The sequence below is a fragment of the Amycolatopsis sp. Poz14 genome, from assembly GCF_006704225.1.
GTDB classification, from domain to species: domain Bacteria; phylum Actinomycetota; class Actinomycetes; order Mycobacteriales; family Pseudonocardiaceae; genus Amycolatopsis; species Amycolatopsis nivea.
Genome location: NZ_JACLHD010000001.1, coordinates 1 through 20,502, shown reverse-complemented (window position 1 = coordinate 20,502; position 20,502 = coordinate 1). Strand labels below are relative to the sequence as shown.

The 20,502-nt window shown below is 69.0% G+C and carries 20 protein-coding genes and 4 tRNA genes; 15 read left to right on the top strand and 9 right to left on the bottom strand.

The genetic code is table 11. The features are described from left to right. Window positions 1-107 precede the first annotated feature (107 nt). Window positions 108-189: transfer RNA gene (locus FKO37_RS00120), tRNA-Tyr, on the bottom strand. Window positions 190-307: 118 nt separating this feature from the next. Between FKO37_RS00120 and FKO37_RS00115 the strand changes: the two genes are divergently transcribed. Continuing rightward, window positions 308-799 carry a YajQ family cyclic di-GMP-binding protein gene (locus tag FKO37_RS00115; RefSeq protein WP_009072171.1) on the top strand — a complete coding sequence of 164 codons (492 nt, stop codon included), beginning with the start codon at window positions 308-310 and terminating at the stop codon, window positions 797-799. Between the two features lie 38 nt (window positions 800-837). Here FKO37_RS00115 and FKO37_RS00110 read toward each other — a convergent pair whose 3' ends face one another. Further along, the gene (locus FKO37_RS00110; RefSeq protein WP_238603399.1) at window positions 838-1,539 is read right to left on the bottom strand and encodes a hypothetical protein; all 702 of its coding nucleotides are present in this window, start codon (window positions 1,537-1,539) and stop codon (window positions 838-840) included. Between the two features lie 198 nt (window positions 1,540-1,737). On the opposite strand from FKO37_RS00110, the gene FKO37_RS00105 reads away from it, so the two are divergent. From FKO37_RS00105 to FKO37_RS00095, 3 genes are all read left to right on the top strand, one after another. Continuing rightward, a complete protein-coding gene (locus FKO37_RS00105; protein ID WP_037816317.1) occupies window positions 1,738-2,886 on the top strand; it encodes a hypothetical protein in 1,149 nt (382 codons plus the stop codon). 73 nt (window positions 2,887-2,959) lie between these two features. Further along, on the top strand, window positions 2,960-3,841 hold the full coding sequence (gene rfbA / locus FKO37_RS00100; RefSeq protein WP_037816316.1) for a glucose-1-phosphate thymidylyltransferase RfbA: 882 nt from the start codon (window positions 2,960-2,962) through the stop codon (window positions 3,839-3,841). 16 nt (window positions 3,842-3,857) lie between these two features. Next, window positions 3,858-4,505, top strand: a complete 648-nt coding sequence (locus FKO37_RS00095) for a hypothetical protein (RefSeq protein ID WP_238603398.1) — start codon at window positions 3,858-3,860, stop codon at window positions 4,503-4,505. Between the two features lie 63 nt (window positions 4,506-4,568). Here the strand turns inward: FKO37_RS00095 and lon are convergent, their stop codons facing one another. From lon to FKO37_RS00075, 4 genes are all read right to left on the bottom strand, one after another. Continuing rightward, window positions 4,569-6,971 (bottom strand): endopeptidase La, encoded by a 2,403-nt coding sequence (gene lon, locus FKO37_RS00090; RefSeq protein WP_238603397.1) that lies wholly within the window; start codon window positions 6,969-6,971, stop codon window positions 4,569-4,571. Between the two features lie 87 nt (window positions 6,972-7,058). After that, window positions 7,059-7,883: an SAM-dependent methyltransferase gene (locus FKO37_RS00085; RefSeq protein ID WP_238603396.1), complete on the bottom strand. Its 825-nt coding sequence runs from the start codon at window positions 7,881-7,883 to the stop codon at window positions 7,059-7,061. Further along, on the bottom strand, window positions 7,880-8,728 hold the full coding sequence (locus FKO37_RS00080) for an SAM-dependent methyltransferase (protein WP_238603395.1): 849 nt from the start codon (window positions 8,726-8,728) through the stop codon (window positions 7,880-7,882). Before FKO37_RS00080 ends, FKO37_RS00085 begins: the two co-directional genes overlap by 4 nt. Before the next feature lie 35 nt (window positions 8,729-8,763). Further along, window positions 8,764-9,705 carry a GNAT family N-acetyltransferase gene (locus tag FKO37_RS00075; protein WP_238603394.1) on the bottom strand — a complete coding sequence of 314 codons (942 nt, stop codon included), beginning with the start codon at window positions 9,703-9,705 and terminating at the stop codon, window positions 8,764-8,766. A 249-nt stretch (window positions 9,706-9,954) separates the two neighbouring features. On the opposite strand from FKO37_RS00075, the gene FKO37_RS00070 reads away from it, so the two are divergent. From FKO37_RS00070 to FKO37_RS00045, 6 genes are all read left to right on the top strand, one after another. Then, window positions 9,955-12,576, top strand: a complete 2,622-nt coding sequence (locus FKO37_RS00070) for a bifunctional diguanylate cyclase/phosphodiesterase (RefSeq protein ID WP_037816310.1) — start codon at window positions 9,955-9,957, stop codon at window positions 12,574-12,576. 79 nt (window positions 12,577-12,655) lie between these two features. Beyond that, window positions 12,656-12,728: transfer RNA gene (locus FKO37_RS00065), tRNA-Thr, on the top strand. Window positions 12,729-12,889: 161 nt separating this feature from the next. Then, a tRNA-Met gene (locus FKO37_RS00060) sits at window positions 12,890-12,962 on the top strand. 49 nt (window positions 12,963-13,011) lie between these two features. Next, window positions 13,012-13,176 (top strand): 50S ribosomal protein L33, encoded by a 165-nt coding sequence (gene rpmG, locus FKO37_RS00055; protein WP_005152047.1) that lies wholly within the window; start codon window positions 13,012-13,014, stop codon window positions 13,174-13,176. Window positions 13,177-13,301: 125 nt separating this feature from the next. Then, window positions 13,302-13,751: a MaoC family dehydratase N-terminal domain-containing protein gene (locus FKO37_RS00050; protein WP_037816309.1), complete on the top strand. Its 450-nt coding sequence runs from the start codon at window positions 13,302-13,304 to the stop codon at window positions 13,749-13,751. Continuing rightward, window positions 13,748-14,146: a MaoC family dehydratase gene (locus FKO37_RS00045; protein ID WP_238603393.1), complete on the top strand. Its 399-nt coding sequence runs from the start codon at window positions 13,748-13,750 to the stop codon at window positions 14,144-14,146. Before FKO37_RS00050 ends, FKO37_RS00045 begins: the two co-directional genes overlap by 4 nt. 420 nt (window positions 14,147-14,566) lie before the next feature. On the opposite strand, the gene FKO37_RS00040 is transcribed toward FKO37_RS00045, so the two are convergent. The 3 genes from FKO37_RS00040 to FKO37_RS00030 form a co-directional block, all read right to left on the bottom strand. Further along, window positions 14,567-15,457 carry a transposase family protein gene (locus tag FKO37_RS00040; RefSeq protein ID WP_238603392.1) on the bottom strand — a complete coding sequence of 297 codons (891 nt, stop codon included), beginning with the start codon at window positions 15,455-15,457 and terminating at the stop codon, window positions 14,567-14,569. A 146-nt stretch (window positions 15,458-15,603) separates the two neighbouring features. Further along, complete coding sequence (locus FKO37_RS00035; RefSeq protein ID WP_238603391.1) at window positions 15,604-16,512, bottom strand: SGNH/GDSL hydrolase family protein; 909 nt, start codon at window positions 16,510-16,512, stop codon at window positions 15,604-15,606. A 50-nt stretch (window positions 16,513-16,562) separates the two neighbouring features. Then, complete coding sequence (locus FKO37_RS00030; protein WP_037816305.1) at window positions 16,563-17,465, bottom strand: TIGR03619 family F420-dependent LLM class oxidoreductase; 903 nt, start codon at window positions 17,463-17,465, stop codon at window positions 16,563-16,565. Window positions 17,466-17,899: 434 nt separating this feature from the next. Between FKO37_RS00030 and FKO37_RS00025 the strand changes: the two genes are divergently transcribed. From FKO37_RS00025 to rplA, 5 genes are all read left to right on the top strand, one after another. Next, window positions 17,900-17,972, top strand: a tRNA-Trp gene (locus FKO37_RS00025). A gap of 32 nt (window positions 17,973-18,004) precedes the next feature. Next, on the top strand, window positions 18,005-18,439 hold the full coding sequence (secE, locus tag FKO37_RS47450) for a preprotein translocase subunit SecE (RefSeq protein WP_107051120.1): 435 nt from the start codon (window positions 18,005-18,007) through the stop codon (window positions 18,437-18,439). A gap of 76 nt (window positions 18,440-18,515) precedes the next feature. After that, window positions 18,516-19,337, top strand: coding sequence for a transcription termination/antitermination protein NusG (gene nusG, locus FKO37_RS00015; protein WP_037816303.1), 822 nt, complete (start codon window positions 18,516-18,518; stop codon window positions 19,335-19,337). An 82-nt stretch (window positions 19,338-19,419) separates the two neighbouring features. Continuing rightward, window positions 19,420-19,851, top strand: a complete 432-nt coding sequence (rplK, locus tag FKO37_RS00010) for a 50S ribosomal protein L11 (protein ID WP_037360170.1) — start codon at window positions 19,420-19,422, stop codon at window positions 19,849-19,851. 90 nt (window positions 19,852-19,941) lie between these two features. Further along, a partial coding sequence (gene rplA / locus FKO37_RS00005; RefSeq protein WP_238603390.1) for a 50S ribosomal protein L1 occupies window positions 19,942-20,502 on the top strand: 561 nt, incomplete at its 3' end.

The following is a 20,502-nucleotide window of genomic DNA, read 5'->3' as shown; positions in this document are numbered from 1 at the left end:
AGGGGGCGATCAGCCGCAGAGAGCCGCACACGTCCGCATACAACCGCACAACACAAGATCACCCCCGTGACCGGTTCACGCTGGTCACGGGGGTGATTTGGCTGGTGTGGCAGGTGAGGGATTCGAACCCCCGAAGGCTGAGCCGTCTGATTTACAGTCAGATCCCTTTGGCCGCTTGGGTAACCTGCCATGGCCGGGCGAACCGGCCGGGAAGAAGGATACCCAACGGTCCGGACGGCCGGTCAACCGGGATCCCCCGGCGCTACGCTGGGGGTCCCTGACGAGCTGAGACAAGGTGTGAGGACACGTGGCGGATCCCTCTTTCGACGTGGTGAGCAAGGTCGACCGCCAGGAGGTGGACAACGCGCTCAACCAGGCCAGCAAGGAACTGGGCACGCGGTTCGACTTCCGCGGCACCGGAACCGGCATCAGCTGGTCCGGCGAGGAAGCCATCGCGATCGAGTCGGAGACCGAAGAGCGCGCCCTCGCGGCGGTGGAGGTCTTCAAGGAGAAGCTGATCAAGCGGAACATCTCGCTGAAGGCCTTCGAGGCAGGCGAGCCCGCGATCTCCGGCAAGATTTACAAGATCAGCGGCAAGATCCTGCAGGGCATCGCGTCGGACAAGGCGAAGCAGATCGCGAAGTTCATCCGCGACGAGGGCCCGAAGGGCGTCCAGGCCCAGATCCAGGGCGACCAGCTGCGGGTGTCGGGCAAGAAGAAGGACCAGCTGCAGGAGGTGATCTCGTTGCTGAAGGGCAAGGACTTCGAGATCGCGCTGCAGTTCACCAACTACCGGTGACCTACGGGTGCTGCGGACGCCAACACGTCCGCAGCACCTCACCAGGCGGTAAAGGTCCAATCCGCCTCGAACGTCTCCACCGCTACATACGTGGGTCCTTCGAGCGGGAACTCCTCGGTCGTCTGGCCGATGTGGTTCACCGCCAGGTGCGGGTAGCCGTCGGCCAGCACCCAGACTCCGTTCGAGCCCTTCGAGCCCGTGAAGAACTTCCCCATGACCATGCCGGGGGGCACCGCGAGGACCGCGTCCCCGTGGCCGTTGTACGGCTTGCCCGGTTCGACAGGCGGCACTCCGCGGTAGTCGGTGATCGTCGCGGTCCATGCGCCCTTCGCCTCGACCGTCAGCGTGTGCACCGATTTGCCGCCGGGGGAGACGTTGAACCAGGCCGTCCCGTGGTAGGCGTCGCCGTCGTTGACCAGCAGGCTTTCGGTGCCGTCGGTCGTCACGGCGATGTGTCCGGTGCACTTCGGACAGTCGAAGGTGAGGAATCCCGCGACCCCGGACGGCCAGGTCAGCGGCACGGTCGCGTTGTTCTTGCCCTGGTGGGTCTCCGTCGGGTTCTCGGCGAGGCGCGGCTTCTCCGGTCGCGGCGGCGGAGGCAGAACCGGCGCGGGGGAGTCGCCGGGTTCGTCTTCCATCGGGTACACGATCGCCCCGATCCCGCTCGGCTGCAGTGAGCACGACGCGGTGAGCGCTACCGCCGCGCAGACGGCGGCCAGACGCACTGCGGTGCGGCGCATGATTCCCCCTCGCTTGCCCCGACGGGGCCTCCGGATGATCTTTCGTCACGCTCCGCCCAGTCGTTACGAAACGGGCGCCCTGAACAGCCCAGTGATCTCCTCGAAGGGGTGGACTCACGCGGGTGACCAGGCGAAATCGATGGTGGCGACGCGACCACGTGGTGTAATCGCCCGGCTGGTCGTGAGAGGAGTTTCTGGATGCGCCGTTGGACTCCCGTGCTTGCTTTCCTCACCTCGCTGGCGGTCCTCGTGACCGCGATCGCGCCGGTCGCGGAAGCCGCCGACCGGAAGCTGCTCGTACCCGGCTTCGGCTCGTACCCGCGGCTGATCCGGCTGGAGCACTCGCCGTTCGGGCGCGGGAACATCATCGCGTCGCTGACCAGCGAGGACGGCAACGGCCGGTTCGCGCCGATCCTCGAGAGCACCGACGAGGGCGCGAGCTTCCACCAGATCGGCGAGATCCGCGACCCCGACGCCAGGTCCGGCCAATGCTGCGGAACCCTCTACGAACTGCCGCAGCGGGTCGGCCGTCTGCGGGCGGGCACGCTGCTGTGGGCGGCGACCTACCGGCAGGACGCGGGACCGCAACGCCGGATGGGGATCAAGGTGTGGGCCAGCCGCGACGGCGGCCACAACTGGCGGTACCTGTCCGAGGCCGCGCTCTCGCACAACCACGACGGCGTCTGGGAACCGGAGTTCACTGTGGACGCCGGCGGCACGCTCTGGCTGCACTACGCCGACGAGACGCAGGCGCCGAAGTACGGCCAGGTGCTCAACCGCGTCGCCTCGACCGACGGGATCAACTGGGGCACCAAGCAGCTCACCATGGCCATCGGACCGTCCCGGGTGCGTCCGGGCATGCCGATCATCCGCAGGCTGCCCGACGGCCGGTACTGGTTCGGCTACGAGATCTGCAACTACCGCGACCGCTACTGCGATCCGTATTACAAAATCTCCGCGGACGGCGCGAACTGGGGCGATCCGGCCGATCCCGGCACCAGGGTGAACACCGCGAGCGGCAACTACTTCCAGCACGCCCAGACCACCACGCTGTTCCCCGGCGGCCCGAACGGCGTGCGGCTGGTGATGGTCGGCCAGATCTACACGACCGCCGACGGCGCCCCGGTGGCCGGAAACGGGCAGACGCTGCTGGCCAACGACAACTTCGGCGCCGGCAACTGGTACGAACTGCCCGCGCCGGTCCACATCAGCGGCATCTACAACAACTACTGCCCCAACTATTCGTCCACCGTGCTGCCGGTCGACGGCGGGAAGAACGTGCTGGAAATCGCCACCGAGTACGCGCACGGCTGCCAGGCGTTCTTCGGGAAAGGTCCGGCTTTCTGAGTTGTGCGAAGCCCCGGACGGCCTCCATGCTCACTCGGTACGGTGAACACCACCACCGCATTGAGGAGGGGCTGTGAAGGGCATCGTGCTCGCCGGGGGCAGCGGAACCCGTCTGCATCCGATCACGCAGGCCGTGTCGAAGCAGCTGCTGCCGGTCTACGACAAACCGATGATCTACTACCCGATCTCAGTGCTCATGCTGGCCGGGATCCGCGAGATCCTGATCATCTCGACCCCGGCCGACCTGCCGAACTTCCGCCGCCTGCTCGGCGACGGCAGCCAGTTCGGGCTCTCCTTCTCGTTCGCGGAACAGCCGAGCCCGAACGGTCTCGCCGAGGCGTTCGTGATCGGCGCGGACTTCGTCGGCGACGATTCCGTCGCGCTGGTGCTCGGCGACAACATCTTCTACGGCCAAGGCTTCTCCACGACCCTGCGCACCGCCGCGACCGACCTGGACGGCTGCGTCCTGTTCGGCTACCAGGTGAAGGACCCCGAGCGCTACGGCGTCGGCGAGGTCGACGAGAACGGCACCCTGCTGTCCATTGAGGAAAAGCCCGAGAAGCCGCGGTCGAACAACGCGATCACCGGGCTGTACTTCTACGACAACGAGGTCGTCGACATCTCCCGCAACCTGAAGCCCTCCGCGCGCGGCGAGCTGGAGATCACCGACGTCAACCTCTCCTACCTGCGCCGCGACCGCGCCAAACTGATCGAGCTGAGCCGCGGTTTCGCCTGGCTCGACACCGGCACGCACGATTCGCTGCTGGAAGCCGGCCAGTTCGTGCAGGTGCTGGAACACCGGACCGGGGTGCGGATCGCGTGCCTGGAAGAGGTCGCGTTGAAGATGGGCTTCATCAGCGCGGACGAATGCCACGCGCTGGGCACCAAACTGGCGAAGTCCGGATATGGCGAGTACGTGATGAACGTGGCCTTGCTCGCGGGGGCGCAGGGCTGACCCGGAGGGGAAATTTGTGAGTTACGACCTGGGGGTATGGGCTGGGGATGCCGAGGATCCGCAAGCCCGCTACGCCAGCCTTTGCGACAGCTCTGGTTCGGCTGCTCCGGAGCTGGACGGGTTTTACCGCGACCTGACCGCGAAATACCCGGAACTGCACGAGGCCGAGGATCCCGAGGAATCCCCGTGGAATGCGGCGATCGAGCGCTCTGGCGATGGAGCGGTCCTGGCGATCCAGCACTCGCGCGCGGTTGCGGTGACGCGTGTTGTCCTTGACCTGGCACGAAAACACGGCTTGACGGTGTTCAATCCGCAGGCCGGCGAGGTGCACCGGCCGAGCGTGCTGGACCTGACCATGTGCGACGGTTCCCGCGTGGAAAACCCTGACGCAGCAGGGATCAAGGCGGCGCTGGGCCGGTTGTCGGCGAAGAATTGGTACGCCGTCTTGGAACTCGGCGACCATTATGTCCAAATAGGACAGGGCAAGTTCGCGGCGGCTCCGCGGGGGAAGTTCGCGCTGGAGCGCCGGGACGGGTCGCCGGAGCGGCATTACCGCACGGAGGTCGGGAGCCTGGCGGAGGTGGTGACGGCGTTCACCGGCTTTGCCGCGCAGGAATCGTCTTGGGTGGAAGGCTTCGAATGGGAGAAGGTCGACTTCTCCTGACGTGCCGTGAAGGGCTCCTCGAGGGAATCAGATTCCTTCAAGGAGCCCTTCACGGACTTACGGTCAAGCCGCCTGCCGAACCTCCGAAGACGCTGGCGTCAAAGCCAACTCCAGCACCTCCCGCACGTTCGCCACCGCGTGCACCTCCAGTTGCGACAGCACCTCCGCCGGCACGTCATCCAGATCCGGCTCGTTCCGCTGCGGGATGATCACCGTCTTCATCCCCGCCCGGTGCGCGGCCAGCAGCTTCTGCTTGACCCCGCCGATCGGCAGCACTCGCCCGGTCAGCGAAACCTCTCCGGTCATCGCCACATCGGCCCGGACCACCCGGCCCGACAGCAGTGACGCCAGCGCGGTCGTCATTGTGATGCCCGCCGAAGGTCCGTCCTTCGGTACCGCGCCCGCCGGGACGTGTACGTGGATTCCCCGCTCTCGCAGGTCTCCCACCGGCAGTTCCAGCTCCGCACCGTGCGAGCGCAGGTACGACAGCGCGATCTGCACCGACTCCTTCATCACGTCACCCAGCTGCCCGGTCAGCTGCAGTCCCGACGCCCCGCTCTCCGGATCGGCCAGCGACGCCTCGATGTACAGCACGTCTCCGCCCGCGCCGGTGACTGCCAAACCCGTTGCCACGCCTGGCAAAGACGTCCGCTGGGTCGCCGTCGGCAGCGACGATTCCGGTACGTGCCGCGGGCGGCCGAGGTAGGTCTCCAGGTCTTCCGCCGAAATCGACAGTGGCAGCGAGACCGAACCCAAAGCCACCTTCGTCGCGATCTTCCGCAGCACCTTCGCGATCGTCCGGTTCGCGTCGCGCACCCCGGCCTCGCGGGTGTACTCCGCGGCGATCCGGCTGAACGCGTCGTCGGTCAGCACCACGTCACCAGACGCCAGACCGGCTCGCTCGAGTTCGCGGGGGAGCAGGTGATCCCGTGCGATGGTGACCTTCTCGTGCTCGGTGTAACCGTCCAGCGTCACCAGTTCCATCCGGTCCAGCAGCGGGCCGGGGATGGTTTCCAGCGCGTTGGCCGTCGCCAGGAAGACCACATCGGACAGATCCAGCTCCACCTCGAGGTAGTGGTCGCGGAACGTGTGGTTCTGTTCCGGGTCCAGCACTTCGAGCAGCGCGGCCGTCGGGTCGCCGCGGTAATCGGCGCTGACCTTGTCGATCTCGTCGAGCAGCACGACCGGGTTCATCGAGCCGGCTTCCTTGATGGCCCGCACGATCCGGCCCGGCAGCGCGCCGACGTACGTGCGCCGGTGGCCGCGGATCTCCGCCTCGTCCCGGATGCCGCCCAGAGCGACGCGCACGAACTTGCGTCCCATCGCCTTCGCGACCGATTCGCCCAGCGACGTCTTGCCGACCCCGGGAGGACCGGCGAGCGCGAGCACCGCGCCGGAACGCCGTCCGCCGACCGGGCCGAGGCCCGATTCCGCGCGGCGCTTGCGCACGGCCAAGTACTCGATGATCCGTTCCTTGACATCGTCCAGGCCCGCGTGGTCCGCGTCGAGCACGGCGCGCGCGGCGGCGATGTCGTAGACGTCTTCCGTCCGCTCGTTCCACGGCAGCTCCAGCACCGTGTCGAGCCAGGTCCGGATCCAGCCGCCCTCGGGCGACTGCTCGGAAGTCCGCTCCAGCTTGTCGACCTCGGCCAGCGCGGCCTTGCGCACCTCGTCCGGCAGGTCGGCGGCTTCCACCCGGGCGCGGTAGTCGTCGTCGGCCGCGGTGCCGTCGAGTTCGCCCAGTTCCTTGCGGATCGCTTCGAGCTGGCGGCGCAGCAGGAATTCCTTCTGCTGCTTCTCCATCCCGTCCGCGACGTCCTTGCGGATGGTCTCGGTGACCTCCAGCTCGGCCAGGTACTCCCGGCTCCACTCGAGGGCCTTCTCCAGCCGGACGCTGACGTCGAGCGCGCTCAGCAGCTCCAGCTTCTGGTCGGTGGACAGGTACGGCGCGTTGCCTGCCAGGTCGGCGATCGCGGACGGATCCTCGACCTGCTGGACGGCGTCGATCATCTGCCAGCCGCCGCGTTGCTGCAGCACCGAGATGACCACGGCCTTGTACTCGGCGGCGAGCTGCGCGGTGCGGTCGTCGGAGGTTTCCTCCGCGGCGTCGGCGTGCACCCAGCGGGCCGCGCCGGGGCCGTCGGCGATCCGGCCGACGGAAGCGCGCGAGGTGCCGCGGAGCAGCACGGCGGTCTTGCCGCCGGGGACGCGGCCGATCCGTTCGACGGTCGCGACGGTGCCCAGTTCGGCGTACTCGCCGTGCACGCGCGGGACGATCAGGACTTCGGCCTTGCTCGCCGCGCCCGAGCGGATCCCGGGGAACGACGCGGTCGCGGGGGTCTTGGCTTGAGCGGACTCCACTGCGGCCCGGGTCTCTGCGTCGCCGAGGTCGAGCGGGACCACCATGCCCGGCAGCACGACGTCGTCATCGAGCGGGAGGACGGGCAGGAGGCGGGGGTCGGACATGTGCACTCCTCGAATAAGTTGAGTCTGCAGTGCTCAACTCTCCGAAGGGCAGGTTTGTTTCCCAGGGAGTGTTCGCTGGGAGAGAAGTCAGGGCTTGACCGCGACGGCGCCCCAGGCGAACGGCCGGACCTCCGCGGCGAACTCCGACACCGGCTCGTCCGGCCGCCAGTCCGGCAGCGCGCTCATCCCCGGCTCCAGCAGCGGCCAGCCGCCGAAGAACGGCAGGATCTCCTCGTCCGAACGCAGGTACGCCGGGTTCGACGTGTCCCGGTACGCGTCGACGAACGCGCGGACCTCGGCGGCCCGTTCCGGCGGCGCGTCGTCCCGGCAGGTGCCGTGCGTGACGGCCAGCCACGACCCGGGCGCGAGCTGGTCGCGGTAGGCGGCGACCAGCTCTTCCGGCCGATCGCCCGGGCCGAGGAAGTGCAGGACGGTGATCATCAGCAGGCACACCGGCTGCGACCAGTCGATCAGCTCCTCGGTGATCTCGTCGGCGAAGATCGCTTCCGGATCGCGGATGTCGCGTTCGACGATCCCGGCCCAGTCGGTCGCGTCCTCGCCCTCGAGGATCACCCGCGAATGTGCCGCCGCGACCGGTTCGTAGTCGACGTACACGACCCTCGCCGGCAGCCGATCGCGGACGATCTCGTGCACGTTCCCCGCCGTCGGCACGCCCGAGCCGAGGTCCACGAACTGCCGGATCCCCGCGTCGAGCGCGGCTCGCACGACCCGGTTCATGAACGCCCGGTTCTCCCGCGACATCGGCCGGATCAGCGGCCACACCTTCTCGACGCGGCGGCCGAATTCCCGGTCCACCGCCCAGTTCTGGGTGCCGCCGAGGTACCAGTCGTAGATCCGGGCGGCGGACGGTTTGTCGACGTCCACGCCCCGCGGTGCGTCCGGCGCGGTCACGGCTTGCGCGCCACCGCGCACCAGGCGAACGGGCGGGCCTCCGCCTCGACCGCGTTCAGCTCGCGCTCCGGCCGCCAGTCCGGCAGATGCGTGATCCCCGGCTCCAGCAGCGGCCAGCCGCCGAAGAACGGCTCGATCTCTTCGCGGTCGCGCAGCCACATCGGGTTGCTCGTCTTGCGGTACTGCTCGACGAACCAGCGCAGCCCCTCCAGCGCGGGACCGCTGCCGTCGCCCTCGCTCATCTGCGAGATCGCCAGCCAGCTGCCGGACACGAGCTTGTCCCGGTAGGCGCGCACGACGGCGTCCGGATCGTCGTCCGGGCCGACGAAGTGCAGCACCGCCATCAGCATCACGCACACCGGCTTGTCGAAGTCGATCAGCTCGCGGGTGCGCGGGTGGTTCAGCACCGCCCGGGGATCGCGCATGTCCGCCTGCACGATGCCGGCCCAGTCGGTGGCCGCCTCGTCCTCGAGGATCAGCGTCGCGTGCGCCACTGCCACCGGCTCGTAGTCGACGTACACCACGGTGGCCTCGTCGTCGTCGCCCAGCGCGGCCTCGACCACCTCGTGCACGTTGCCCGCGGTCGGCACGCCGGAGCCGAGGTCGAGGAACTGCCGGATGCCCGCGTTCAGCGCGGCGCGCACCACGCGGTTCATGAACTCGCGGTTCTGCTTCGCGCCGGGCCGGGCGAGCGACCACATCTTCTCGACCTTGCGGCCGAATTCCCGGTCCACCGCCCAGTTCTGCTTGCCGCCCAGGTACCAGTCGTAGACCCGCGCGGCCGAAGGTTTCTCGACATCGACGCCTTCCGGCGCTTTCGGTGCAGCGTCGGGCTTTTCGGTCACTGGGACTCCCCTCGAACAGGCCGTACCGCGCCAGACTAGCGAGAACGCACGGCGGGCCGGCGTTGCCAGCCGGTCCACAGCGGCCGGTAGCCCTGCGCGTACCAGAACGGCGTCGACCGCGGGTTCGCCACGGCGTGGTGCAGCAGCACGACATCCGCTCCTGCCTCGTCGAAGACCTGGTGCGCGTGCGCGGCCAGCGCGGTGCCGACACCGGACGACCGAGCGGCCTCGGAAACCGCCAGCGACGACAGGTAACCCACGCGGGAAGCGGCCACCCGGTGCCGGATCCAGCCGGTCTCGTCGGGCATCTGCAGCACGACCATGCCGAGCGGCTGGCCGTACAGCTCCGCGATCCAGACCTGCGGCTCCGGCCGTTCGAGGTGGTGCAGCAGTTCCTTGGCGATCAGCTCCTCGACGCCGGGGCGCAGCGTGATCCGGCCGAACTGCGCGTCGTACCGCTGCAGTTCGAGCTGCAACGTGACGGCGGTGGAGAGGTCGTCCGGCGTCGCGTGCCGGATGCAGACGCCCGGCGTCGCGTCGGGTCCGGCGGCCATCCGCTGCGCCGGGCGCACCGCGAGCACGCCGACCGGGGCGAAGCCGTGCCGGAGGAGTTCGGTGGCCCCGGCGGTGTCGCGGCTGGGCCGGGAGAGCACCGCGGCGCACTCCGTATCCCCCACTCGGGCGAGGGACCGCAGGTGTTCATCCCATCGAGTGAGCAACGCGTCGAGTCCGGCGGCCGGATCGGGACCGGCGAGCTGGACCTCCAGCCGGTGCTCGACGAGCGCCCGCCACATCGACCGCGGGCTGTCCGGGCCGAGCCCGGTGCAGGTGGTCAGACCGGCCGCGGTGGTGTCGCCGACCTCGGCGGAAAGCAGGACGGAATCCCCTCCGACCTCGAAGGGGAGTGGCGCGGGAAGCAGCGCGTCCACCGTGGCGATGCGCGCCGCATGCCCGGTGGCTGTCACGTCGTTGTGCATGCCGCCATTGTCCGCCGATCGGGCCGGAAAAGACCCCCAGAACACTCCCCGGCCCGGGGGTTCCGGGGCGAACCGGGAGTTTCACTCCTTGGTCCACGCAGGTCAGAGAAGAACGCCCATTGTTAACCCTGGGGTGATCTCCTACTGTCTCGAAAGGGACGCCGGTACGCCCTACGGGGTAAGGTGGCGCCCTCGCCCACACCTGACGTCACGGACGAGCGCGACCGGGCAGCCGGGAAGGAAGGTCGGATGCCGGACAGCAACGCCCATCCCGGTACCGCGCCGGAGGCGATGGGCTCGGGAGGTGCTGGCTCCGCACCGGCCGAAGGCCGCACGGACGAGAGCCGCTTCCGCGTTTACACCTTCTTCGTGCTGGGTCTCGGCCTGCTCGCGGCCTTCGCCGTCGGCGCCTGGCTGCCGTTCCACGGCTCGGCGAAGCTCTGGTGGATCGGCCCGGTGCTCGCGGTCGCGTTCCTGCTCGCCGAACAGCTCGGCATCAACGTCGACGTCCGCAGCGGCATCTCGTGGACCATCTCGTTCACCGAGATTCCGCTGGTAATCGGTTTCTTCGTCGCCCCGTTCGAAGTGGTGCTCGCCGCGCATCTCGTGGCGGGCATCGGCACGCTGCTGGCCCGCAAGGTCGCCGGCCGCGTCCTCTACAACGCGGGCGCGTTCCTGCTCGAAATCACCGGCGCGTTCGCCGTCGCCGGGCTCGTGCACCTGGCCATGGGCGGCGGGCCGACCATGCCGTGGGTCGCCGCGCTCGCCGGAACGCTCACCGCGCCGCTGGTCAGCACGCTGCTCGCGCTGGCCGCCGTGCGCGTGCTGCGCCGCCGGATGCGCGTGAGCACCGCGATCCGGCTGACCGGCCGCATCCTCGTGGTCGGCTTCGTCAACGCCTCGGTCGGCCTCACCGGCTACCTCGTCATCGCGAGCACCCCGCAGGCCTGGCCGCTGGTGCTGGCGGTGTTCCTCGGCCTGACCGCGCTGTACTGGGCGTACTCCGATCTGCTTCGCGAACAGCGGGACATGGAAGCGCTGTCCGACGTCAGCCTGATGGTCGCGCGGTCCGGACAGCAGGCCGCCGCCCGTCCGGCGAGCCGCGGCGAGGAACTGGTGGGCGGCGTCGACGTGCGCGAATGGGCCACGATCGCCGAGCGGATCAAGGACCAGCTCGCCGCCGGACGCGTCGTGCTCCGGCTGCGGCTCGAGCCCGAAGACCCGATGCGCGTCGTGGTCGCGGGCAACGAACTCCCGGCCTCGGACCCGGCCAGCGACGACCCGCTGCTGCGCCTGCCCGGCGCGCACGTGCGGCACTTCCGGATCACCGAGGCCAACCCGGACGTCCGCGCGGCGCTGCTGGAACGCAGTGCGCAGGAAGCGCTCGTGGTGCCGCTGCGCAGCGCGAACCGGCTGCTCGGCGTCGTCGAAGCGCACGACCGGCTCTCGCGCTGGCGCGGTTTCGGCAAGTACGACGTCCAGTTGCTCGGCACGATGGCCAGCCACCTCGCGACGTCGCTCGACAACCGGCGGCTGCTCGCCACGCTCCGCCACGACGCCTACCACGACCCGCTCACCGGGCACCTGAACCGGCCCGGATTCCAGCAGGTCTCGCGGGATCCGCTGCGCGAATCGGCGGAGGTCGTGGTGCTGCGGATCGACCTCGACGTCTTCTCCACAGTCAGCGACGCGCTCGGCTACTCGTGGGCGGACCGGATGGTCGTCGCCGCGGGCACCCGCATCCGCGGCGCACTCGGCCCGGACGTCCCGCTCGCCCGGCTCGAAGGCGCGTCCTTCGCCGCACTGCTCGTGGACTGCACGATCGAAGACGCACACCGCGCCGCGGAACGGCTTCGCGTGCAGCTGTCCGAGCCGTACCCGGTGGACCGGCTTTCGGTCGAGGCCAACGCGATGATCGGCTACGCCAGCTCCGTGGACGACGCCGGCGAGGTTGACGTCGACGGCTTGCTGCAGCGTGCCGACGTCGCCGTCCGCGCCACTCGCGGCGGCGAGGAAGTACGCGGCTACGTGCCGAGCATGGGACAGATCTTCCTGCGCCGGTTCCAGATGGTCACGCAGTTCCGGCAGTCGCTCGAAGACGGCCACGTCTCCGTGCACTACCAGCCGAAGGTGACGCTGCCGAACCGGCAGGTGCAAGGCGTCGAGGCGCTCGTGCGCTGGGTGCACCCGGAGTTCGGCAGGCTCGGCCCGGACGAGTTCGTGCCCGCGATCGAGGCGGCTGGCCTGATCGGGGTGCTGACGTCGTTCGTGCTGGAGCAATCGCTGAAGCGCGTGCGCAAGTGGCTCGACGAGGGCCTGCGGATCTCCGCGGCGGTGAACCTGTCGGTGCGGAACCTGTCCGACGACGACTTCCCGGCGAAGGTCCAGCGCGAACTGGAACGCTTCGACGTGCCGCCGGAACTGCTGACGTTCGAGCTGACCGAGTCCGGCGTGATGTCCGACCCGCAGAAGGCGCTGCCGATCCTGCGCGAGCTGCATTCGCTGGGCATCGTGCTGGCGGTGGACGACTTCGGCACCGGCTACTCGTCGCTCGCGTACCTGCGCCAGCTGCCGGTGGACCAGGTCAAGATCGACAAGAGCTTCGTGCTCGGCATGGGCACGGATCTCGGCGACCTCGCGGTGGTGCGGTCGATTGTCGAGCTCGGGCACTCGCTGGGCCTGACGGTCGTGGCGGAAGGCGTCGAGGAGGACGTGGCGCGCGATCAGCTCGAGGCGATGGGATGTGACGTCGCCCAGGGCTATCTGATCTCGCGGCCGCTGCCGGAGGACCGCCTCGAGGCGTGGCTGCAGGCCCGCACGGCACGCTCGCCGGGACGGCACTCGGAGACCGTGCTGACCCTGCTGACCTGAGGTTTTGCGGTTAACCGACCCCGGTTGCACGTGCGGGTGAAGGGGGTTGCTAATCTTTCCAAGTCCTCGCGAGAGGCAGGCCCCTTTAGCTCAGTCGGCAGAGCGTCTCCATGGTAAGGAGAAGGTCTACGGTTCGATTCCGTAAAGGGGCTCGCGAGTAGGCGAGCTATGTCTGCGGAAAACGCAGACGTGGCTCGCTTCGCGGCGTCCATCTGGGGGTCGAACCCCCAGACCCCCGCCAGGGGGCATGCCCCCTGGACCCCCGGCCGGGTCACCTTGACCTGGTGGGTCGGGTGGGGTGGGTGTCACGTAGGGCGGTGTAGCTCAGTTGGCAGAGCAAGCGGCTCATAATCGCTGTGTCGCCGGTTCAAGTCCGGCCACCGCTACGCGGTAACGACGGGGCTGGCCCCCGGATCTGAGAGAGAAGGAAACGCTGTGGCTGCCACCGACGTGCGACCCAAGATCACGCTGGCGTGCGAGGAGTGCAAGCACCGCAACTACATCACCAAGAAGAACCGGCGCAACAACCCGGATCGCCTGGAGATGAAGAAGTTCTGCCCGAACTGCGGTACGCACCGGACTCACAAAGAGACCCGCTGACGCAGGCGGTCTTTTACCAGCTTCGCAAAAGCCGTCCCGGCACTCGCCGGGGCGGCTTTTCGCTGTTACCGACGGGTTTAGGCACCCGCGCGGGACGGCCGCCGGGTTCGGTTAGCCTTCTTCGCGTGCCTTTGGACCAGTCGTTCACCGGGCGGGAGTACCCGTCGGACAGCAAGTACTTCGTGAGCCGGGAGAAGATCCGCGAGTTCGCCGACGCGATCGACGACCCGAACCCGGTGTACCGGGACCCGGAGGCGGCCCGCGCGGCCGGCCACCCGGACGTGCTCGCGCCGCCCACCTTCCTCACCATCCTGAACCTGCCGAAGATCAACGGCATCGTGACCGACCCCGCGCTCGGCCTCGACTACTCCCGGATGGTCCACGGCGACCAGGGCTTCCGCTACGAACGCCCGGTCCACGCGGGCGACGAGCTCGAAATCTCGGCCACGATCGAGTCGATCATGGCGCGGGCGGGCAACGACTTCATCAACCTCCGCGCGGAAATCACCGACGCGGACGGCAAACTCGTGTGCACGACGCGGGCGCAGCTCGTGGTTCGGGGGGCGGAAGCGTGAACGTCGGCGACGAACTGCCTCCGCTGGAGCTCCGCATCACCCGCGCGCAGCTGGTCCGCTACGCCGGGGCCTCGCTCGATTTCAACCCGATCCACTGGAACGAGAACTTCGCGACCAAGGTCGGCCTCCCGGACGTGATCGCGCACGGCATGCTCACGATGGCCCTGTCCGGCCGCATCGTCACCGACTGGCTCGGCGACCCGGCCCGCCTCGTGGACTTCAGCACGCGCTTCACCCGCCCGGTCGTGGTGCCGGACAACGACGAGGGCGCACTGGTCGAGGTGACCGCCAAGGTCGGCGCCCTGACCGACGAGGGACTGGCCCGGATCGACCTGACGGTGAAGTTCGAGGGCAAGACCGTGCTGGGCAAACCGCAGGCTCTCGTCCGCCCCTGAGCAACCCGGCTTTGCCCAGCGGTTCCTCCGTGGCCGGTCCTGCCGCCATAGGTCCGGCGCGCTGCTGCGGTCCGTGAAGGGCTCCTTGAGGGAACCAGATTCCCTCAAGGAGCCCTTCACGGCCTTTCGGGGAAGCGAAGCCACGCGGCCAGCCTCGCCAGCCGGTGCTCCGCCGCGGCCCGGCGAGCGCTACCGGGAACCCGCCGCAAACCGCAGCTCTCGCTCGCCCCTGACGAGCCCGCAGCTCGGCCTGATCGCCCCAATGTGGCGTTGGGTGCATCTGACGCATCGAAAGCCACATTGGGTGCGCGGCACGCACCGAACGCCACATTGGGTGCGCGGGACGCACCGAATGCCACATTGGGGTTTTTTCATCCTGGTTTGTGCTGGTCATGGCGGGTTGGCGGGGTGTGGTAGTTGTCAGGCCGGGGTGGGCTGGGCGGTGTCGCGGGCGTGTTGTTCGTGCTGGGTGAGGACGAGCAGGGCGCGCAGCAGTGTGGTGGCGTGGCGTGGTGCCATGCGGAGTTTGTCGAGGATGCGCCAGTTTTTGAGGGCGGCGAAGCCGCCCTCGACCGCGCAGCGCATCGCGGCGAACGCCGCGTTCGCCTGTTTCTGGCCTTTCGTCAGCGGCCGGTTGGTTTCGGCTTTGAACGGGGTGAGCACGATCTGCTCGCAGGGCCCGCCGCAGTGCGGGCAGTCGCGGGCGGTGCGGACGTCTTTGTGCCAGCCGTGGAAGCCCTTGTCCCCGGCCGGGGACAAGCCGCGGGCGTGGAGCCGTTCGCGGATCCGCAGCCGGCGGGCGGCGGTGATGTCGGCGGTGCGGCCCGGCAGGACCGCGGAGATCCACAGCAGCCGGCCCGCCTCGTCGGTCAGCCCGAGCACGACCAGCCCGTGCTGTTTGTGCTTGCCGCTGTAATGGGCCCGGTTGGCGCGCCCGGCCCGGCGGCGGGTCCGGATCAGCGTCCCGTCCACCAGCGCCACCGCCGCGCCGCGGGCGGCCAGCCGGTCCAGGACCCGGTCCAGCCGGGCGGCGCGGGCGGCGAGCAGGCCGACGGTTTCCAGCACCCACCGGCGCACCGTGGAGGCCGAGACGCCGTGACCGCCGGCGATGTGCGCCAGCCGCGGATCGTGGCGCAACACCGCCAGCACCACCAAAGCCTGCCCGGCCGGGCCGGCTTTGCGCCAGCGGGACCGCAACCGCCGCCGGCGCCCGCGGATCAACTCGGCGACCAGCTGCAGGGTCTGCCGCGAAAGAGGAAGAACGACCTGGTAGGAAAGAGGGTCGAAGCCCTCGGCGGATGGTTGACTCACATCTCGATCCTGCCGAGGGCTTCACCCATGCCCACGCCGCCACGCCGGGCCTCGACAGCACTTCCCCTTGCCCCACAACCCAACCAACCCGCAACCACCGCCCCCACCAGCCACAACCACGATGAAACAACCCCATTGGGGCGCTCTCAGTGCACCCCGAGCACCGACTCCACCACGTCAGCCATCCCCGCCTCGCCCCGTGCGTTCGGGTGCAGGGCCGCGGCCGAGGACGTCGGGATCACCCCTTCGACCCACTTGACGTCCGAGTTCGCGCACACGTCGTGCCCCTTGCTCGGCGCGGCGGTGTCCGCGAACCCGGCGTCGTGCGACTTGGCCTGGTCGGACAGGGCGTCGTTGAGCTTGCCGAGCGCGTCCCGCAGGTACGCCACGTCGCCGGAGCCCAGCGGCAGCACCGGCCAGCAGCCGTCGCCGTCGGGGAGGACCGTCGGGTAGCCGACGACCACCACTCGCGCCTTCGGGGCCTTCTTGTGGATCTGGTCGAGCGCGGTGCCGACCTTCTTCGCGGTCGCGCTGATCCGGTCGGCCAGTTCGTCCTTGCCGCCCGCGGTGAGCCGGTCCTTGCACGGCGAGGCGCTCTGATGGGAGGTCACACAGGTCTGGGCCAGTGAGATGAATCCCACATCGTTGCCGCCGATGCCCAGGGTGACGAGCGTCGTGTCCGCGGTGACCGAGTCGAACTGCGGCGGGTTCGCGCCGTTGCGGGTCGACTGGGTGTCGGTCAAGTCCTCGGTCGTCGCGCCGCTGCAGCTGACGTCCACGAACTTCGCCGGCTTCAGCTTCGCCGACACCAGGTGCGGATAGTTGTTGTCCGACCGCGCGCATCCGGCCGGCGAGCCCGCCTGCTTCCCGGTGCGCGGTGCCGACGTGTACGAGTCGCCGAGCGCGACGTAGCGGCCGCTGCCGCCGCCGGTGTCCGCGCCGGACGGCGGTGCGGTCGACGAGTCGTGCTTCGACTTGTAGTAGCCGACGGCCAGCAGCGCCCCCACCACCACGAGGACGAGCAACCCGCATCCACCGCTTTTGTTTGCCCCCACCCGACCGTTTTACCGGTCCCGCTCCTCGCCGACGACCCGCTTACGGGTGATCACGCAAAGACAGCGGCGTGCAGTTCGCCCGCCAGTTCCAGCGCGTGCGGGACGGTTTCGGCCACATAGTGCAGATCGACCAGTGCCTCGGTGATGCCGTCCGCTTCGGCGGCCTTCAGCTGGGCTGCGACGTCCTCGACGGACGCCGTCTTCGAGCCCGGCGTCGGGTTGATCCGCAGCACCCGGCGCAGCGACTCCGGATCCCTTCCGGCCTTCTCCGCGGATTCGACGACCACGTCCCACTTCTGCCGCAGCATCGGGATCGGGAGCCCGGCGGGAAGCCAGCCGTCGGCGATCCGGCCGACGCGGCGCAGTGCCGCGTCCGACGCCCCGCCCAGCAGCACCGGCGGACCGGGCTGCTGCAGCGGACGCAGGCCGATCAGCGAGTCCGGGATGTCCCAGCGTTCGCTCTGGTGCCCGGCCGGATCCGCGGTCCAGAGCGTCCGCAGCACCTGGACCAGTTCGGCGAGCCGCGCGCCGCGGTGCTCCCACGGCACGCCGGCGGCGATGTACTCGTCGCGCAGCCAGCTGAGCCCGAGGCCGACGTCGAGCCTGCCGCCGGACAGCAGGTCGAGCGAAGTCAGCGAACGCGCCAGCAGCACCGGGGAGTAGAGCGGGCCGTTGAGGGTGCTCGACCCCATCCGCGCGGTCTCGGTCGAATTCGCCGCGATGGTGAGCGCCAGCAGCGGATCGACGAAGCGCACGAACTCCGGCGGGTACGGCTGTTCGGGTGTACCGGACGGGTAATAGGTCTTCGGGGCGACCGGGGTCAGGACCCGGTCGCCGACCCACAGCGAAGCGAAGCCCATCCGCTCGGCTTCGGTGGCGAAGCCGGCGATGGCGGAGGGATCGGCGAGCTTGCCGTACTGCGGCAAAGCGAGGCCAAGCCGGAATGAGGTCACCGCTGCTCCTTGATCAGAGTTTCGCTTGCGGGTCAACGAAGATCATCTTCCAGTGTGCCGGTCTTGGCTTCCTGACGGGGAATTTCGCGGGCGTGGAAGCGATTTCGGTTGCCGTGCCAGCGATCCGGAGCGGTCGTGAAGCCGGGCGGGACAGCGCTCGTCAGCGGCTTTACGATTAATCGGATAGCGGGCACGCGCTCATATTCGCACGATCAGGTGATCTTCGCCGAGGATTCCGGGGTGCTGTCCGAAGGGTCCGGAACGGCCGTCTCCGGGGTGCCGCGAGACCGTCGCGGCGCGGTCGAGGGGGCTGGGTTGCGAGGCTTCATACGGGTTGCCGTAGACTTCGGAACTCGGAACGCACTACGGTCATCCCCGCCGGATGGTGGGGACGATGGAATGCGTCCTCCGGAGCCAGGGTGACCGGGCTCCACAGGGGTGTAGCTCAATTGGCAGAGCAGCGGTCTCCAAAACCGCAGGTTGCAGGTTCAAGTCCTGTCACCCCTGCGTACGGGAACTGGTGGAGCGGAGGAGTGGTCGTGAGCGACAGCGACGCCAGCGGCGAGCACGAGCAGGACGATTCGGGCAAGCAGCCCGGAGTCGAATCCCGCCCGGTGTCCGCCGCGGCTCGGCGCGAACGCCGCGCTTCCGCTCGGCCGGCAGGCAAGTCCGAGGCACGGCCGGGCTCGACCCGTCCGTCCGGCAAGGCGGGCGACAAGGTCGCGAAGCCCGCCGACGCCAAGGGCGTGCCCACCCCCAAACGGGACCGGAAGGCCAAGAAGGCCTCGGTGTTCGCCCGGTTCACGCGGTTCATCCGCGAGGTCTGGGCCGAGCTCCGCAAGGTCATCTGGCCCAACCGCAAGCAGATGGTCACCTACACCGCGGTCGTGCTGGTGTTCGTGGTGTTCATGGTGGCCCTCGTGAGCGGCCTCGATCTCGGCTTCAAGGAGCTGGTCGGGCTGGTCTTCGGCTGACGCCCGCAACGGGCGCGCCACCGCGCTGGCCGGGCCCCGGTCCGGCCCGGCAAGCGATCAACTGAGAGGACGGAACGTGACCTCCGACAACGGCACCGAAGCCGGTCGCGACCTGACCGAGCTTTCCGACGAGCAGGTGCAGACGGCACCCGGCGACGAGGAGTCCGCCGACGCCGTCGAGGTGCCCGTCGCCGAGGACGAGGTCGCCGCCGACGAGAGCGCTGAGGAAGCGGACGACGCCGCCGAAGCCGACGTGACCGAGCCCGCCCCCGAGGCGGACGACCCGGTCGCCGCGCTGCGCGCCGAGCTCAAGGCCGCGCCGGGCGAGTGGTACGTCGTGCACTCGTACGCCGGTTACGAGAACAAGGTCAAGACCAACCTCGAGACGCGTACCCAGACCCTGGACGTCGAGGACTACATCTTCCAGATCGAGGTCCCGACCGAAGAGGTCACCGAGATCAAGAACGGCCAGCGCAAGCAGGTGCAGCGCAAGGTGCTGCCCGGCTACATCCTGGTCCGGATGGACCTCAACGACCAGTCGTGGAGCGCGGTCCGCAACACCCCGGGCGTCACCGGGTTCGTCGGAGCCACCTCGCGGCCGTCGCCGCTGACCGTGGACGAGGTGCTGAAGTTCCTCGCCCCGCAGGTCGAGAAGGAAGCCCCGGCCAAGGCTGCCAAGGGCGGCGAATCCGCCGCGGCCGCGCCGTCCGGTGCGCCCGCCGTCGAGGTCGACTTCGAGGTCGGCGAGTCGGTCACCGTCATGGACGGCCCGTTCGCCACGCTGCCCGCCACGATCTCCGAGGTCAACGTCGACGGGCAGAAGCTGAAGGTCCTGGTGTCGATCTTCGGCCGGGAGACCCCGGTCGAGCTCTCGTTCAGCCAGGTCTCCAAGATCTGACGGCCGGGCCATCCCGGTCGGCAGTCCCCGCGTACTGGCAGGTGTGCGGGGGACTCACGTCAGTTAAGAAGGACACAAGGTAATGCCACCCAAGAAGAAGAAGCTTGCGGCGATCATCAAGCTGCAGATCAAGGCGGGTGCGGCCAACCCCGCGCCGCCGGTCGGCCCGGCGCTGGGTCAGCACGGCGTCAACATCATGGAGTTCTGCAAGGCCTACAACGCCGCGACCGAGTCGCAGCGCGGGGACGTCGTCCCGGTCGAGATCTCCGTGTACGAAGACCGGTCGTTCGACTTCAAGCTGAAGACGCCGCCGGCCGCCAAGCTGCTGCTCAAGGCCGCGGGCGTGGAGAAGGGCTCCGGCGAGCCGCACAAGACCAAGGTCGCCAAGGTCACCTGGGACCAGGTCCGCGAGATCGCGAAGACCAAGGAGACCGACCTCAACGCGCACGACATCGACCAGGCCGCGAAGATCATCGCCGGCACCGCCCGCTCGATGGGCATCACGGTCGAGTAATTGCTTCGGCCTCGCCGAAGCAAAACCAGTGGGAGAGCCAGGTGCTGGCTCGTCACCACACTGATCCACTGACTTACTAAGGACAGAAGCATGACCAAGCACAGCAAGGCCTACCGCCAGGCCGCCGAGCTGATCGACAAGGCGCGTCTGTACGCGCCGCTCGAGGCCGTGAAGCTGGCGAAGGAGACCTCCAAGACGAAGATGGACGCGACCGTCGAGGTCGCGATGCGTCTCGGGGTCGACCCGCGCAAGGCCGACCAGATGGTCCGCGGCACCGTGAACCTGCCGCACGGCACCGGTAAGACCGCCCGCGTCATCGTTTTCGCCGTCGGCGACAAGGCCGCTGAGGCCGAAGCCGCCGGCGCGGACGCGGTCGGCACCGACGAACTGATCGAGCGCATCCAGGGTGGCTGGCTCGACTTCGACGCCGCGATCGCGACGCCGGACCAGATGGCCAAGGTGGGCCGCATCGCCCGCATCCTCGGCCCGCGCGGCCTCATGCCGAACCCGAAGACCGGCACGGTGACCCCCGCGGTCGAGAAGGCCGTGAAGGACATCAAGGGCGGCAAGATCAACTTCCGCGTCGACAAGCAGGCGAACCTGCACCTGGTGATCGGCAAGGCGTCGTTCGACACCGAGAAGCTGGTGGAG